At 61.9% G+C, this 15,195-nt stretch carries 13 protein-coding genes; 10 read left to right on the top strand and 3 right to left on the bottom strand.

The window, feature by feature from the left end; all coding sequences use genetic code 11:
• Positions 1-20: 20 nt before the first annotated feature.
• Both AC3ISR_RS25830 and AC3ISR_RS25825 read right to left on the bottom strand, forming a co-directional pair.
• Positions 21-785 carry a TOBE domain-containing protein gene (locus AC3ISR_RS25830; protein WP_192299835.1) on the bottom strand — a complete coding sequence of 255 codons (765 nt, stop codon included), beginning with the start codon at positions 783-785 and terminating at the stop codon, positions 21-23.
• 58 nt (positions 786-843) lie between these two features.
• Positions 844-1,581, bottom strand: coding sequence for a ComFC family protein (locus AC3ISR_RS25825; protein ID WP_192299834.1), 738 nt, complete (start codon positions 1,579-1,581; stop codon positions 844-846).
• Between the two features lie 92 nt (positions 1,582-1,673).
• Between AC3ISR_RS25825 and bioB the strand changes: the two genes are divergently transcribed.
• From bioB to AC3ISR_RS25775, 10 genes are all read left to right on the top strand, one after another.
• Positions 1,674-2,729, top strand: a complete 1,056-nt coding sequence (gene bioB, locus AC3ISR_RS25820; RefSeq protein ID WP_192299833.1) for a biotin synthase BioB — start codon at positions 1,674-1,676, stop codon at positions 2,727-2,729.
• Positions 2,730-2,884: 155 nt separating this feature from the next.
• On the top strand, positions 2,885-4,066 hold the full coding sequence (gene bioF / locus AC3ISR_RS25815; protein WP_192299832.1) for an 8-amino-7-oxononanoate synthase: 1,182 nt from the start codon (positions 2,885-2,887) through the stop codon (positions 4,064-4,066).
• The gene (locus AC3ISR_RS25810) at positions 4,059-4,790 is read left to right on the top strand and encodes an alpha/beta fold hydrolase (RefSeq protein WP_192299831.1); all 732 of its coding nucleotides are present in this window, start codon (positions 4,059-4,061) and stop codon (positions 4,788-4,790) included. Before bioF ends, AC3ISR_RS25810 begins: the two co-directional genes overlap by 8 nt.
• Entirely contained in the window at positions 4,783-5,595 is an 813-nt protein-coding gene (gene bioC, locus AC3ISR_RS25805; protein ID WP_192299830.1) for a malonyl-ACP O-methyltransferase BioC, read from the top strand. Before AC3ISR_RS25810 ends, bioC begins: the two co-directional genes overlap by 8 nt.
• Positions 5,592-6,269, top strand: coding sequence for a dethiobiotin synthase (gene bioD / locus AC3ISR_RS25800; RefSeq protein WP_192299829.1), 678 nt, complete (start codon positions 5,592-5,594; stop codon positions 6,267-6,269). Before bioC ends, bioD begins: the two co-directional genes overlap by 4 nt.
• A gap of 106 nt (positions 6,270-6,375) precedes the next feature.
• Positions 6,376-6,657, top strand: coding sequence for a pyrroloquinoline quinone biosynthesis protein PqqE (locus AC3ISR_RS25795; protein ID WP_192299828.1), 282 nt, complete (start codon positions 6,376-6,378; stop codon positions 6,655-6,657).
• 326 nt (positions 6,658-6,983) lie between these two features.
• A complete protein-coding gene (locus AC3ISR_RS25790; RefSeq protein WP_192299827.1) occupies positions 6,984-8,789 on the top strand; it encodes a phenylacyl-CoA dehydrogenase in 1,806 nt (601 codons plus the stop codon).
• A gap of 207 nt (positions 8,790-8,996) precedes the next feature.
• The gene (locus tag AC3ISR_RS25785) at positions 8,997-10,286 is read left to right on the top strand and encodes a GGDEF domain-containing protein (RefSeq protein WP_192299826.1); all 1,290 of its coding nucleotides are present in this window, start codon (positions 8,997-8,999) and stop codon (positions 10,284-10,286) included.
• Positions 10,287-10,376: 90 nt separating this feature from the next.
• On the top strand, positions 10,377-12,149 hold the full coding sequence (locus AC3ISR_RS25780; RefSeq protein ID WP_192299825.1) for an acyl-CoA dehydrogenase C-terminal domain-containing protein: 1,773 nt from the start codon (positions 10,377-10,379) through the stop codon (positions 12,147-12,149).
• 123 nt (positions 12,150-12,272) lie between these two features.
• Positions 12,273-14,051 carry an acyl-CoA dehydrogenase C-terminal domain-containing protein gene (locus AC3ISR_RS25775; RefSeq protein ID WP_192299824.1) on the top strand — a complete coding sequence of 593 codons (1,779 nt, stop codon included), beginning with the start codon at positions 12,273-12,275 and terminating at the stop codon, positions 14,049-14,051.
• Between the two features lie 224 nt (positions 14,052-14,275).
• Here the strand turns inward: AC3ISR_RS25775 and AC3ISR_RS25770 are convergent, their stop codons facing one another.
• Positions 14,276-15,175, bottom strand: coding sequence for a LysR family transcriptional regulator (locus AC3ISR_RS25770; RefSeq protein WP_192299823.1), 900 nt, complete (start codon positions 15,173-15,175; stop codon positions 14,276-14,278).
• Positions 15,176-15,195: the final 20 nt, after the last annotated feature.

Genomic DNA, 15,195 nt, shown 5'->3' with positions numbered 1-15,195 from the left:
AGTTTGAGGATGGCCGTCGCCTATACCGGTGTGCCCAGCAGCACATTGCTTGGGGCGAATTGCACACGGATCGTCTGGCCTTCGGCGGCGCCCAGGGCCGTGAGCGTGCCGGGCGGCGCCAGGGCGCATAAAACCTGGCCGTTGGGCAGGGTGATACGCACTTCGCTGGGGCCGTCTTCAGCGTCGAGAATCGCCTCGATCCTGCCGCTCATGCAATTGTGTCCAGGTGTTGCAGAGGACCCGGGGGCCAGCAATTCCAGCCAGCCGGCCTTGATCAGTGCGACCACTTCCACACCGCTTTCCAGTTCCAGCCGTTGCGTGCTGTCGTGGGTGATCTGCGCTTGCAGCGTCAGGCCACCAGCGAGTTGCAGGCGGATCAGGTCGTTGCGGCCATGGCTCTCAATCGCCATGACCTGGCCGTGCAACTGGTTGCGCGCGCTGGTGCGCAGCATCAAGCGGCCAAGCAGGTTGAAGTCACTGGCGGCTTCATCCGAACCGAGCAGTTCGGCTTGCAGCACTTGCAGGCGCTGGTAGAGGCGCAGGACCCGCTCACCCTCTGCCGTCAGCCTGGCACCGCCGCCGCCCTTGCCGCCGACGCTGCGCTCCACCAGCGGTTTTTGCGCGAGGTTGTTCAGTTCGTCGATGGCGTCCCAGGCGGCTTTGTAGCTCAAACCGGCGCTTTTCGCTGCGCGGGTAATCGAACCCTGTTCGGCGATATGTCCCAGCAAGGCAATGCGCTGGGGGCGGCGGATGATGTGTTGGCTGAGGGAGGCTGGCAAAGACATGGCGATACGCTTGGATGAGATAAACAGAACGTTGCGGGCAAGGCGCGCTTGCGTCAAGTCAGGCCCCCGGTTTGGGCGTGCGGGCCAGGCAATACACATCGACTTGCCGCGCACCGGCGTTGATCAACAGGCGCGCAAGGCTGTGGGCGGTGGCGCCGGTGGTGAGTACGTCGTCGACCAGGGCGAAGTGGCGCCCCGTCACCTCGGCGTTGGCGGCCACGGCGAAGGCCTTGAGCAAGTTGCGTTTGCGCTGTTTGGCGTCAAGGGCTTGCTGCGCGACGGTTTCCTGGGGCCGCAGCAGCACGTGTTCATCCAGTGCGATGTCGAGGTCGTGGCTCAGCCACCGCGCCAGCATCAGTGCCTGGTTAAAGCCGCGTTCACGCTGGCGTTTGCGCGCCATGGGCACCGGCAGCAGGCAGTCGGGGCGCGGGAGTTCGGCGTTGTCGAAGCGGTGTTGCAGGTGCTGGGCGAGCAAGCGCGCGAGCAGGTGGCCGAACGGCCAGCGTGCCTGGTGCTTGAAGCGGCTGATCAGGCTGTCGACCGGAAAGCTGAAGGTCCAGGGCGCGATCACATGTTTAAACGCCGGTGGCTGTTTGAAACATTGTGCGCAAACCAGGCCGTCCATCGGCAGGGGCACGGCGCAAATCTCGCACTGCTCCAACAGCCAGGGCAGCTCGGTTTCGCAGACGTTGCACACACAATGGGCGGATTCCGTCGCTTCATCGCAGATCAAACAGGTGTGTTCGTTTTTTAACCAGATGTAAACCTGGCGTTTGTAGTCCGGTTGACAGTGCATGAATCTTCCTTAAATATGCCGAGCATCCGTGTCGTGTCTGTGGGTATTGCCCTTCCCACAGCGCTTGCCCAAGCATAATCAAGGAATCGCCCATGAGCGCCAGCACCACCGCCACCTTGCGTCACGATTGGTCCCTCGCCGAAGTCAAAGCGCTGTTCGTGCAGCCGTTCAATGACCTGTTGTTCCAGGCGCAGACCGTGCATCGCGCGCATTTCGACGCGAACCGTGTGCAGGTGTCGACCTTGCTGTCGATCAAGACCGGTGCTTGCCCGGAAGATTGCAAATATTGTCCGCAGTCGGGCCACTACAACACCGGCCTGGAAAAAGAAAAGCTGATGGAAGTGCAGAAGGTCCTCGAAGAGGCCGCCCGCGCCAAGGCCATCGGTTCGACCCGCTTCTGCATGGGCGCCGCGTGGAAGCACCCGTCGGCCAAAGACATGCCCTACGTGCTGCAGATGGTCAAAGGCGTGAAGGCCATGGGCCTGGAAACCTGCATGACCCTCGGCCGCCTCGACCAGGACCAGACCGCAGCCCTGGCCCAGGCCGGTCTCGATTACTACAACCACAACCTGGATACGTCGCCGGAGTTCTACGGTTCGATCATCACCACCCGCACCTACAGCGAGCGCCTGCAAACCCTGGCCTATGTGCGTGAATCAGGGATGAAGATCTGCTCTGGCGGCATCCTTGGCATGGGCGAGTCGCTGGATGACCGAGCCAACCTGCTGATCCAGCTGGCCAACCTGCCGGAGCATCCGGAGTCGGTGCCGATCAACATGCTGGTGAAGGTGGCCGGTACGCCGCTGGAGAATGCCGAGGACATCGACCCGTTCGACTTCATCCGCATGCTGGCCGTGGCGCGCATCCTGATGCCGCAGTCCCACGTGCGCCTGTCGGCCGGCCGTGAAGCGATGAACGAGCAGATGCAGGCCCTGGCGTTTTTTGCCGGCGCCAACTCGATCTTCTATGGCGACAAATTGCTGACCACTGCCAACCCGCAGGCGGACAAGGACATGCAACTGTTCGCGCGCCTGGGGATCCTGCCCGAAGCCCGCGAAGAGCACGCCGATGAAGTGCATCAGGCGGCAATCGAACAGGCACTGGTTGAGCAAAAAAGCAGCGAGCAGTTCTACAACGCGGTGGTTTGACGCCCATCTCTCTATTGGAATGCAATCCATTGTGGAAGCTGGCTTGCCTGCGATAGCGGCCTTTCAGACACATTGATGCTGAATGTGCCACCGTCATCGCAGGCAAGCCAGCTCCCACATTGAGACTGTGTTCAGTCTGTTTAATCGAGGCCTGCATGTCTTTCGATCTCTCCGCGCGCCTCGCTGCCCGCCGTGCCGAGCACCTATATCGCCAACGCCCGCTGCTGGAAAGCCCCCAAGGCCCGCAAGTGGTGGTCGACGGCCAACCGCTGCTGGCGTTCTGTAACAACGATTACCTGGGCCTGGCCAATCACCCGCAAGTGATTGAAGCCTGGCGCGCCGGTGCGTCCCGTTGGGGTGTCGGCGGCGGCGCGTCGCACCTGGTGGTCGGGCATGCCACGCCGCACCACGAGCTGGAAGAGGCCCTGGCCGACTTCACCGGGCGCCCGCGCGCATTGCTGTTTACCACCGGCTACATGGCCAACCTCGGCGCAGTCACGGCGTTGGTGGGGCAGGGCGATACGGTGCTGGAAGACCGGCTCAACCACGCCTCGCTGCTGGATGCCGGCTTGCTGTCCGGTGCGCGTTTCAATCGCTACCTGCATAACGACGCCGAAAGCCTGGCCAAGCGTCTGGAAAAGGCCACTGGCAACACGCTGGTGGTCACCGACGGCGTGTTCAGCATGGACGGCGACCTGGCCGACTTGCCCGCGCTGGCCCGTGAAGCCCGCGCAAAAGGCGCCTGGCTGATGGTGGATGATGCCCACGGTTTTGGCCCGTTGGGCGCCAATGGCGGTGGGATCGTCGAGCATTTCGGCTTGAGCCAGGAGGACGTGCCGGTACTGGTCGGCACCCTCGGTAAAGCCTTCGGTACGGCGGGCGCCTTTGTGGCGGGCAGCGAAGAGCTGATCGAAAGCCTGATCCAGTTCGCGCGGCCGTATATCTACACCACCAGCCAGCCCCCGGCGCTGGCCTGTGCGACCTTGAAAAGCCTGGAGTTGCTGCGCACCGAGCATTGGCGGCGCGAGCACCTCGACGGCCTGATCCGCCAGTTCCGCCGGGGCGCCGAGCAGCTTGGCCTGGATTTGATGGCGAGTTTTACGCCGATCCAGCCGATCCTGGTCGGTAGCAGCGCCAAGGCCGTGCGCCTGTCGCAAATGCTGCGCGAGCGTGGCCTGATGGTCACGGCGATCCGCCCGCCCACCGTACCCGCCGGCAGCGCACGTTTGCGCGTGACGTTAACGGCGGCCCACACCGAGGCGCAGGTGCAGCTATTGTTGAACGGATTGGAAGAGTGTTTCCGCTTGTTAGGCGCCACGGAGCCCGACCATGCGTGATCGACTGATTTTGTTGCCTGGCTGGGGCCTCGGCGTATCGCCGCTGGAGCCGTTGGCCGCTGCCTTGCACGGTCTGGACGAACACCTGCGGGTGCAGATCGAACCGTTGCCGACGCTGGACGCCAGCGACCTGGATGAATGGCTCGATGAACTCGACGCGACGCTGCCGGACAACGCCTGGCTGGGCGGCTGGTCCCTCGGCGGCATGCTCGCTGCGGAACTGGCGGCACGACGTGGCGAACGCTGCTGCGGCTTGCTGACCCTGGCGAGCAACCCCTGTTTTGTCGCCCATGACGGTTGGCCGAGTGCGATGCCTGCCGAGACCTTCGACGCCTTCCTCGCCGGTTGTCATGCCGATTCCCAAGTCACCCTGAAACGCTTCGGCCTGTTGTGTGCCAAGGGCGCCGCCGACCCGCGTGGGCTGGCGCGTTTGCTGGTGGGCGGGGCGCCGAACACTCCACCCCGGGCGTTGATGAGCGGCCTTGAATTGCTTGCCCGACTCGACACCCGCGACGCCTTGCTGGCCTATCGGGGCCCGCAGATGCACCTGTTTGCCGGGGGCGACGAACTGGTGCCCGCCGAAGCCGCGAGCGACCTGCTGAGCTTGCTGCCCGATGTTGAAATCGGCCTGATTGAACAGGCTGGTCACGCTTTTCTTCTGGAGGACCCCCACGGTGTGGCGGGGGCCATCCAGGCTTTTTTGCATGAGTGCGCTGATGACTGATTTATCCCACGCCCCGTTGCCGGGTGCCCTGCCGGACAAGCGCCAGGTGGCGGCGTCGTTTTCCCGTGCGGCGGCCAGCTATGACAGCGTTGCCGAGTTGCAGCGGGCTGTCGGCGCTGAATTGCTGGCACGTGTGCCGGCCGGTATTGCACCGCAACGCTGGTTGGATATGGGGTGCGGCACCGGGTATTTCAGCCGTGTGCTGGGCGCGCGCCTGCCCGCCAGCCAGGGCATTGCGTTGGACATCGCCGAAGGCATGCTCAACCACGCGCGGCCCCTGGGTGGCGCACAGCACTTCATCGCAGGTGATGCCGAGCGCTTGCCGCTTAAAGCTGAAAGCGTGGGGCTGCTCTTCACCTCCCTCGCGGTGCAATGGTGTGCGAATTTCGGCGCGGTGCTCAGCGAGGCTTATCGCGTGCTGCAACCCGGTGGCGTGTTGGCGTTCGCCAGCCTGTGCGTGGGCACCCTGGATGAGCTGCGCGAAAGCTGGCGGGCGGCGGACGGTATGGTTCACGTCAACCGTTTCCGCACCTTCGAGATGTATCAGCAATTGTGCGCGGCCAGCGGCCTGCGGGTGGTGAGCCTGGAGCGCCAGCCCCATGTGCTGCACTACCCGGATGTGCGTAGCCTGACCCATGAATTGAAGGCGTTGGGCGCCCATAACCTCAACCCCGGCCGGCCGGGAGGGTTGACGGGGCGCGCGCGGATTGTTGCACTGGTGGACGCTTACGAGCAGTTCCGTCAGGCCCAGGGCCTGCCCGCCACGTATCAAGTGGTGTACGCCGTACTGGAGAAACCGCTATGAGCGCCTATTTTGTCACCGGTACCGATACGGATGTCGGCAAGACAACCATCGCCGCCGGCCTGTTGCACGCCGCCCGGCAAGCCGGAAAAAGTACTGCCGCCGGTAAGCCGGTGGCCTCTGGTTGCCAGGTCACGCCCAAAGGCTTGCGCAACGCCGACGCGCTGGCGCTGTTGGCCGAGTGCTCGCTGCCGCTGAGTTATGCCGAGGTCAACCCGCTGGCGTTCGAGCCGGCCATCGCGCCCCATCTGGCGGCGCGCGAAGCGGGGGTTGCGCTCACGGTGCAAGCGTTGCTCAAGCCGATGCAGCAGATCCTGGCGCGGGATGCGGATTTCACCCTGATCGAGGGCGCGGGCGGTTGGCGCGTGCCGCTGGCGGATCAGGCGAACCTGTCGGACCTGGCCATTGCGCTGAAGCTGCCGGTGATCCTGGTGGTGGGCGTGCGCCTGGGGTGCATCAGTCATGCCTTGCTGACTGCCGAGGCCATCGCCCGGGACGGTTTGTCGCTGGCGGGCTGGGTGGCGAATATCATCGATCCCAAGACCTCCCGTCTGGAAGAGAACCTCGCCACCCTGGCCGAGCGATTGCCTGCGCCGTGCCTGGGGCGTGTGCCGAAGCTCAAGCACGCCGGGGCTGAAGCGGTGGCCGAGTACTTGCAATTGGACCTGCTTGACTGATTTTGGCTATCACTAAGGCATTGTGCCATTAGTGTTTTTGACGGGTGTTTTGCCGGTTTCTCTGCTTCAATCAGGGCTCACGATTCTATAAAGGCAGGTTTACGCCATGGACATCTCTGGAAGCAGCGCGTTTTATTCGGGACTGAGCACCATTCAGGCCGGGCAGAACCGTGTCGACCAGGCCGCCGGCAAGATCGCCAGCGCGGCGACGACCCAGCCATCGGATGCACAGCTTGATCGTCTGCGCGCCAACGACCGGGCCCAGCCGTCGAATTCGGCGAGCAATATGGTCGAGATGGCTGAAGGCAAGTTTCAGGTGGAGCTGGGCGCCAAAGTCGCCAAGGCTTCGGATGAAATGCTCGGCACCTTGATCGATACCTTCGCTTGACCCCTCTGCGCCCAGGCGTGCTGGCTCTTCTGGGGGAGCTGGCTTGCCTGCGATAGCTTCTACTTTTTCTTCCTGATGCACCGCGGCGCCTGTATCGCAGGCAAGCCAGCTCCCACATTTGTTCTGCGCCAACCCTCTGAACTTCTACACTTTCCTGTGCAGTGGCATCTCGCCACGGCGCTGTCGTGCGCGCCATTGATTTGCCGCATGACAAACGGCGTCTTGACATCCCCAAGTCGTAAACGTATGTTTCAAACACCTGTTTGACCGCCACAACAATTCCACGCGGTTGTTCATTCCAGATACATCAGCAGAGGTTTATCGCTATGCCTGACTACAAGGCCCCCTTGCGTGATATTCGCTTCGTTCGTGACGAACTGCTTGGCTATGAAGCGCACTATCAGAGCCTGCCGGCTTGCCAGGACGCTACCCCGGACATGGTTGACGCCATCCTTGAGGAAGGCGCCAAGTTTTGTGAGCAAGTGCTGGCCCCGTTGAACCGCGTGGGTGACATCGAAGGGTGCACCTGGAGTGAGTCTGGCGTTAAAACCCCTACTGGTTTCAAAGAAGCCTATAAACAATTCGTCGAAGGCGGCTGGCCAAGCCTGGCCCACGACGTAGAGCACGGTGGCCAAGGCCTGCCGGAATCCCTGGGCCTGGCCGTGAGCGAAATGGTTGGTACCGCCAACTGGTCGTGGGGCATGTACCCAGGCCTGTCCCACGGTGCGATGAACACCATTTCCGAGCACGGCACCCCCGAGCAGCAAGAGGCTTACCTGACCAAACTGGTGTCGGGTGAATGGACCGGCACCATGTGCCTGACCGAGCCTCACTGCGGTACCGACCTGGGCATGCTGCGCACCAAGGCCGAGCCTCAGGCGGACGGTTCCTACAAGGTCTCCGGCACCAAGATCTTCATCTCGGCCGGTGAGCACGACATGGCCGACAACATCGTCCACATCGTACTGGCCCGCCTGCCGGACGCTCCGGCTGGCACCAAAGGCATCTCGCTGTTTATCGTGCCGAAGTTCCTGCCCAACGCCGACGGCTCGATCGGCACGCGCAACGCGGTGAGCTGTGGCTCGCTGGAACACAAGATGGGCATCCACGGCAACGCCACCTGTGTGATGAACTTCGACCAGGCCACCGGTTTCCTGATCGGCCCGGCGAACAAAGGCCTGAACTGCATGTTCACCTTTATGAACACCGCTCGCCTGGGGACCGCGCTGCAAGGCCTGTCCCACGCCGAGATCGGCTTCCAGGGCGGCCTGAAATATGCCCGTGATCGCCTGCAAATGCGCTCCCTGACCGGCCCGAAAGCACCGGACAAAGCTGCTGACCCAATCATCGTGCACCCTGACGTGCGTCGCATGCTGCTGACCATGAAAGCCTTCGCCGAAGGCAACCGTGCGATGGTGTACTTCACCGCCAAGCAAGTGGACATCGTCAAGTACGGCACCGACGACGAAGCCAAGAAACAGGCAGACGGCCTGCTGGCCTTCATGACTCCTATCGCCAAGGCGTTCATGACCGAGGTCGGTTTCGAGTCCGCCAACCACGGCGTGCAGATCTACGGCGGCCACGGCTTCATTGCCGAGTGGGGCATGGAGCAGAACGTGCGCGACAGCCGCATTTCGATGCTGTACGAAGGCACCACGGGTATCCAGGCTCTCGACCTGCTGGGCCGTAAAGTGCTGATGACCCAAGGCGAAGCGCTCAAGGGCTTCACCAAGATCGTGCACAAGTTCTGCCAGGCCAACGAGGGCAACGAAGCGGTCAAAGAGTTCGTCGCACCGCTGGCTGCACTGAACAAAGAGTGGGGCGAGTTGACCATGAAGGTCGGCATGGCCGCGATGAAAGACCGCGAAGAAGTCGGCGCCGCCTCGGTGGACTACCTGATGTACTCCGGTTACGCGTGCCTGGCTTACTTCTGGGCCGACATGGCGCGCCTGGCGGCTGAGAAACTGGCGGCCGGCACCACCGAAGAAGCGTTCTACACGGCCAAGCTGCAGACGGCGCGCTTCTACTTCCAGCGCATCCTGCCGCGTACCCGTACCCACGTGGCCACCATGCTGTCGGGCGCCAACAACCTGATGGACATGAAAGAAGAAGACTTCGGCCTGGCTTACTAAGCCTTACCGGGTCACTTCCTGAGCCGCCGCTTCCTATCGGAAGCGGCGGCTTTTTTTTGGGCAATAAAAAACCACAGTACAGCGCTCAGGGATTGCCGTTGGCTGCCGTTAAAGTGATGGCAATGTGATACATGCGTGCCAGGTTATGCTTAACTGTTCGCGCAGAGGCACAGTGCCATCATTCTTTTGCGGGTCGGAGTTTTACCCTTGTCACGCGTGTCCGCTGTACGGTTCAGTCATTTCCTACCTTCGTTGCTGCTGTTGCTGGCCGGGCTCTCGGCTGCGTACGTCAAGGACCTCAACGTCTTCTTCACCTCGCTGTTCAACGTGCTGCCGACCCTGGTGCTGTTGCTCGGCGGTTCGTATTGCGCGGTGTATCGACGCCAGCGCGAACTGTTTCTGATGATCACGGTGTATATCGCCTACTTCCTGCTCGATACCCAGACCGACTACTACCGCGACAATGGCCGCGTGCGTGAAGACGCCGCCGTGGTGTTCCATTTGTGTTGCCTGCTCTTGCCGCTGTTGTTCAGCATCTATGCGTTATGGCAGGAAAAAACCCACCTGTTCCGCGACCTGGTCGCACGCTGTGCTGTGTTGCTTGCCGTAGGCAGTGTTGCGTTGGCGTTGGAGCAAAGTTATCCCCAGGCGCTGTTGAACTGGCTGGCAGAGATCCGCTGGCCGGCGTTGCATGGGGCCTGGATGAGCCTGATCCAGTTGTCGTACCCGATGTTCCTGATCGGCTTCCTGACCCTGGTGGCGCAATACTGGTATCAGCCACGCCCGCTGCACGCCGCGCAACTGGTGGGGTTTATCGGTTTGTTCTGGATGCTGCCGCAAACCTTTATCCTGCCGTTCACCCTCAACATCATGTGCAGCCAGGTGATGCTGATGATCGCCGCGGGTGTGGCCCACGAGGCCTATCAAATGGCCTTCCGCGACGAACTGACCGGCCTGCCCGGACGGCGTGCGCTGAACGAACGCATGCAGCGCCTGGGGCGCAACTACGTGCTGGCGATGACCGACGTTGATCACTTCAAGCGCTTCAACGACACCCACGGCCACGACGTGGGTGATCAGGTGCTGCGCCTGGTGGCGAGCAAGCTGGCCAAGGTCAACGGTGGCGGTCGCGCCTACCGGTATGGTGGTGAAGAGTTCGCTGTGGTGTTTGCCGGCAAGAGCCTGGATGAGTGCATGCCGCATCTGGAAGAAATCCGCGAGATCATCGCCAACTACGACATCAAGCTGCGCAACCCGGATCGTCCCCAGGACGATCAGCAAGGGCGCCAACGGCGGGTGGGCAATGGCGCCAGCAGTGTGTCGGTAACCGTCAGCATCGGCGTGGCCGAGCGTCAGGCTGAGCAACGTACCAGCGAAGAAGTGCTCAAGTCTGCCGACCAGGCGCTGTACGCCGCCAAGGGCGCGGGGCGCAATTGCGTGATCGCGGCCGGGCAGACCCGGCGTGGCGCCGTGCGCACGCAAAGCGCTGCCGGTTGAGTAATGGCGCTGTATTCAGCAGCGCTACAGTGATTGTCCGAGGGCTTGGCCGGCAGTAGGTTGAAGCGATCTGCTGCCGGAGACATTGCCATGCCTGACTACAAAGCTCCCCTGCGCGACATGCGCTTTCTGATCGACAACGTGTTTGATTTCCACGGCCACTACGCCGCGTTGGGCGCGACGGATGCCAGCCCCGACATGGTCAGTGCGATCCTCGAAGAAGGCGCCAGATTCTGCGAAAACGTGCTCGCGCCGCTCAACCGCAGCGGTGATGAAGAAGGCTGTCATTTCGACAACGGCGTCGTCACCACACCCAAGGGTTTCAAGGAAGCGTTCGCCCAGTATGTCGAAGGCGGCTGGCACGGCGTGGCGGCGGACCCGGCCTACGGCGGCCAAGGCTTGCCGCAGTCCCTGGGCCTGGTGCTCAGTGAGATGATCGGCTCCAGCAATACCTCGTGGGGCATGTACCCGGGGCTGACGCATGGCGCGATGTCAGCGATCCACGCCCATGGCACTGCGCAACAGAAAGACACCTTCCTGACTAAGCTCACCGCCGGCGAATGGACCGGCACCATGTGCCTCACCGAAGCCCATTGCGGCACCGACCTGGGCCTGATCAAGACCCGCGCCGTGCCCCAGGCGGACGGCAGCTATGCGCTGACCGGCAGCAAGATCTTCATCTCGGCCGGCGAGCACGACATGAGCGCCAATATCATCCACTTGGTGCTGGCCAAGCTGCCGGATGCGCCGGCGGGTACCAAGGGCATCTCGTTGTTTATCGTGCCCAAGTTCCATGCCGATTCCGGCGAGCGCAACGCGGTGCATTGCGGCTCTATCGAACACAAGATGGGTATCAAGGGCTCGGCCACCTGCGTGCTGAATTTCGACGGAGCCAAGGGCTTCCTGATCGGCGAGGCGAACAAGGGCCTCAACTGCATGTTCACCATGATGAACCATGCGCGCCTTGGCACCGGCATGCAGGGGTTGTGCAACGGCGAGGCGAGTTACCAGGGCGCGATCAAATACGCCAACGACCGCCTGCAGATGCGCTCTTTGACCGGCGCCAAGGCCCCGGACAAAGCCGCCGACCCGATCATCGTGCACCCCGACGTGCGGCGCATGTTGCTGACCATGAAGGCCTTCAACGAAGGCAACCGGGCGCTGACCTACTTCACTGCGCAATTGCTCGACACCGCGCACCTGAGCAGCGACGCCGCGCAACGTCAGGAGGCCGAAGACCTGTTGGCGTTCCTCACGCCGATCTGCAAAGCCTTTATGACCGACACCGGCCTTGAAGTGACCAACCACGGCATGCAGATCTTTGGCGGCCATGGCTACATTCGCGAATGGGGCATGGAGCAACTGGCGCGGGATGCGCGGATTGCGCCGATCTATGAAGGCACCAACGGCATCCAGGCCCTCGATTTGCTGGGGCGTAAAGTGCTGGGTAGCCAGGGCAAGTTGCTGCGCGGGTTTACCAGGATTGTGCATAAGTTTTGCGCGGCGAATGCCGAGCATGCCCAGCTCAAGGCCTATGTGGCGCAACTCAATCAACTCAATGGGGAATGGGGCGAGTTGACGACCAAAGTGGGCATGGCGGCCATGAAGAATCCCGACGAAGTCGGCGCGGCGGCAGTGGATTACTTGATGTACAGCGGGTACATCGTGCTCGCCTATCTGTGGCTGCGCATGGCGGTTGCCGCCCAAGCGCAGGTCGAGGATGCCGCGTTCGCCCAAGCCAAACTGGCCACCTGCGACTTCTACTTCAAGCGCCTGCTGCCCCGCACCGCCACCCACCGCGCTGCCGTAGAAGCGGGCAGCGAATGCCTGATGAGTCTGCCTGCGGAGGCATTTGCGTTGTGATGACTTAAAAATACCGGCCAGTCACAAGTGGACCCTATGTGTCTGAAAAGTTGTTCGGGTACACTCGGAGCCTGTAAAACCGACCCTTACCGAATTACTTTTCACGTTCTCACGAGGTTTGCCATGGCTGATTACAAAGCGCCGCTGCGTGATATGCGCTTCGTCCTCAACGAAGTCTTTGAGGTCGCCGACATTTGGGCTCAGTTGCCGGCATTGGCAGACACCGTTGATGCCGAAACCGTAGAGGCAATCCTCGAAGAAGCCGGCAAAGTCACTGCCAAATCCATCGCCCCGCTTAGCCGTGGTGGCGATGAGCAGGGTTGCCGTTGGCAAGACACAGCGGTGTTTACCCCGGATGGTTATCCGCAGGCTTATAAAACCTACGCTGAAGGTGGCTGGGTGGGTGTAGGCGGTGATCCGGCGTTCGGTGGCATGGGCATGCCCAAGGCGGTATCGGCCCAGGTTGAAGAGATGATCAACTCGTCGAGCCTGGCGTTTGGCCTGTACCCGATGCTGACGTCCGGCGCCTGTGTCTCCATCAATACCCACGCCAGTGAAGAACTCAAGGCCACCTACCTGCCGAAGATGTACTCCGGTGAGTGGGCCGGTTCCATGTGCCTGACCGAAGCCCATGCCGGTACGGACCTGGGGATTATTCGCACGAAAGCCGAGCCGCAAGCGGACGGTTCCTACACGATCAGCGGCACCAAGATCTTTATCACCGGCGGCGAACACGACCTGACCGAAAACATCATCCACCTGGTGCTGGCCAAGCTGCCGGACGCGCCGGCCGGTCCCAAGGGCATCTCGTTGTTCCTGGTGCCGAAGTTCATGGTGAATGCCGATGGCAGCCTGGGCGCGCGCAACCTGGTGAGCTGTGGCTCGATCGAGCACAAGATGGGCATCCAGGCGTCCGCGACCTGCGTGATGAACTTCGACCAGGCCGTGGGTTATCTGGTGGGCGAGCCGAACCGTGGCCTGGCGGCGATGTTCACCATGATGAACTACGAGCGTCTGGGGGTGGGTATCCAGGGCCTGGCGTCCGGTGAGCGCTCGTATCAGAACGCGATTGAATATGCGCGTGACCGCCTGCAAAGCCGTGCGCCGACCGGTGCCCAGGCCAAGGACAAGGTGGCCGATCCGATCATCGTCCACCCGGACGTGCGTCGCATGCTGCTGACCATGAAGGCCGCGAACGAAGGCGGTCGCGCGTTCTCCACCTACGTGGCGACGCAGTTGGACATCGCCAAGTTCAGCGAAGACCCGGCTGCCCGCGAGCGTGCGGATAACCTGGTGGCCTTGCTGACCCCGGTGGCCAAGGCGTTCTTGAGCGACCTTGGCCTGGAAACCACCGTGCTCGGCCAGCAAGTGTTCGGCGGCCACGGCTACATCCGCGAGTGGGGCCAGGAGCAACTGGTGCGTGACGTGCGCATCACCCAGATCTACGAAGGCACCAACGGCATCCAGGCGCTGGACCTGATGGGGCGCAAAATTGTTGGCAGTGGTGGGGCGTTCTACACCTTGTTCGCTGACGAGATCCGCGCATTTATTGCCTCGGCCGCTGGCGAGTTGGCGGAGTTCACCAAGCCGCTGAGTGCGGCGGTCGACACCCTGGACGAACTGACGGCGTGGGTGCTGGATCGCGCGAAAACCAACCCGAATGAAATCGGTGCGGCGTCGGTGGAGTATTTGCATGCATTTGGATACATGGCCTACGCCTATATGTGGGCGCGCATGGCAAAGGCGGCGTTGGGCAAAGAGGCTGAGGAGGCCTTCTACGCCAGCAAGCTGGGGACTGCGCGCTTCTACTTTGCCCGCCTGCTGCCGCGTATCCAGTCGCTGAACGCGTCGGTAAAGGCCGGTAGTGAATCGCTGTTCCTGTTGGATGAGGCGCTGTTTTAAGGGGAGAGGGCGTGTAAGTATTCTCTTACATGACGTGCTGCTATTCGTCCTCTATCGCCAAATTGGATCCACAGTTAATCTACTTCACATGGACGTCGCGCAGGAAGCGCAAAGCAACAACACGGACACGTAGGATTCTGCCAGGATGGCGGAGTGAAATGGATGTCAGGGAAACAGTCTGCAAAGCCCCGCTTCGGCGGGGTTTTCTTTTGCCCGCGAAAAAGTCAGGCGCTTGCCTGCGGCGCATTCATCACGTCTTCCAGCAACGTGCGCAACAGCGCTACCGTCGCCTGCTGGCGTTGCGCATCACGGCACACCAAACCGACTTTCAACGGCACCCTGGGTTCGCTCAAGGGTTTCCACAGCAGTGCCTTGCTGTTGTGTTCGTCTTGGGAGCGGCCCGGCAGTACCGTCGCCAGTTTGGAATGGGGCAGGCTGTCGAGAATCCCCACCATGGTGTTCAGCTCGGCCTGCACCTGCGGGCGCCGTCCGAGGTTGGCCAACTGGCCCTGCCAGATTTGTCTGACCTGAAACTCTTCCCCCAGCAGCAACATCGGCAACTCGGCCGCCTGTTTCAGCGAGACTTTCTTGAATTCCCGCAACGGGTGATCCTCGGGGATGACCACCTTCAACTCATCTTCATACAACAGTGCGCCGTGCAGGCCCGGCTGGCGTGGCGGCAGGTAGCTGATGCCGATGTCTAGCGAGCCATTGAGCAGTCGCCGTTCAATCTCCAGCCCGGTCAACTCGTAGATCTGCACCACCAGGTGTGGCTGGGCCTTGCGCACCCGTTCGAGCATTTGCGGGACCAGGCTGGTATGCACGGTTTGCAGCACACCGATGGCCAAGGTGCGCATGGCCTGGCCCTTGAAGTTGCGCAAGGCTTCGACGGCTTGCTGCATGCCATCGATCAACGGCAACGCGTGGTTGTACAGGGTGTGTGCGGCGAGGGTCGGCAGCAGGCGTTTGCTGCTGCGCTCGAACAGGCTCACGTCGAGGTTTTGTTCCAACTGGCGGATCTGCTGGGACAACGCCGGCTGGGAGATCGACAGACGCTCCGCGGCACGGCCGACGTGGCCTTCCTCATACACCGCGACGAAATAACGCAGTTGCTTGAAATCCATAAGATTTGCTTATCGAAAAA

It is taken from the genome of Pseudomonas sp. GL_117, assembly GCF_057835125.1.
The sequence above is the reverse complement of the archived record's forward strand: the minus strand, read 5'-3'. Positions and strand labels throughout refer to the sequence as shown.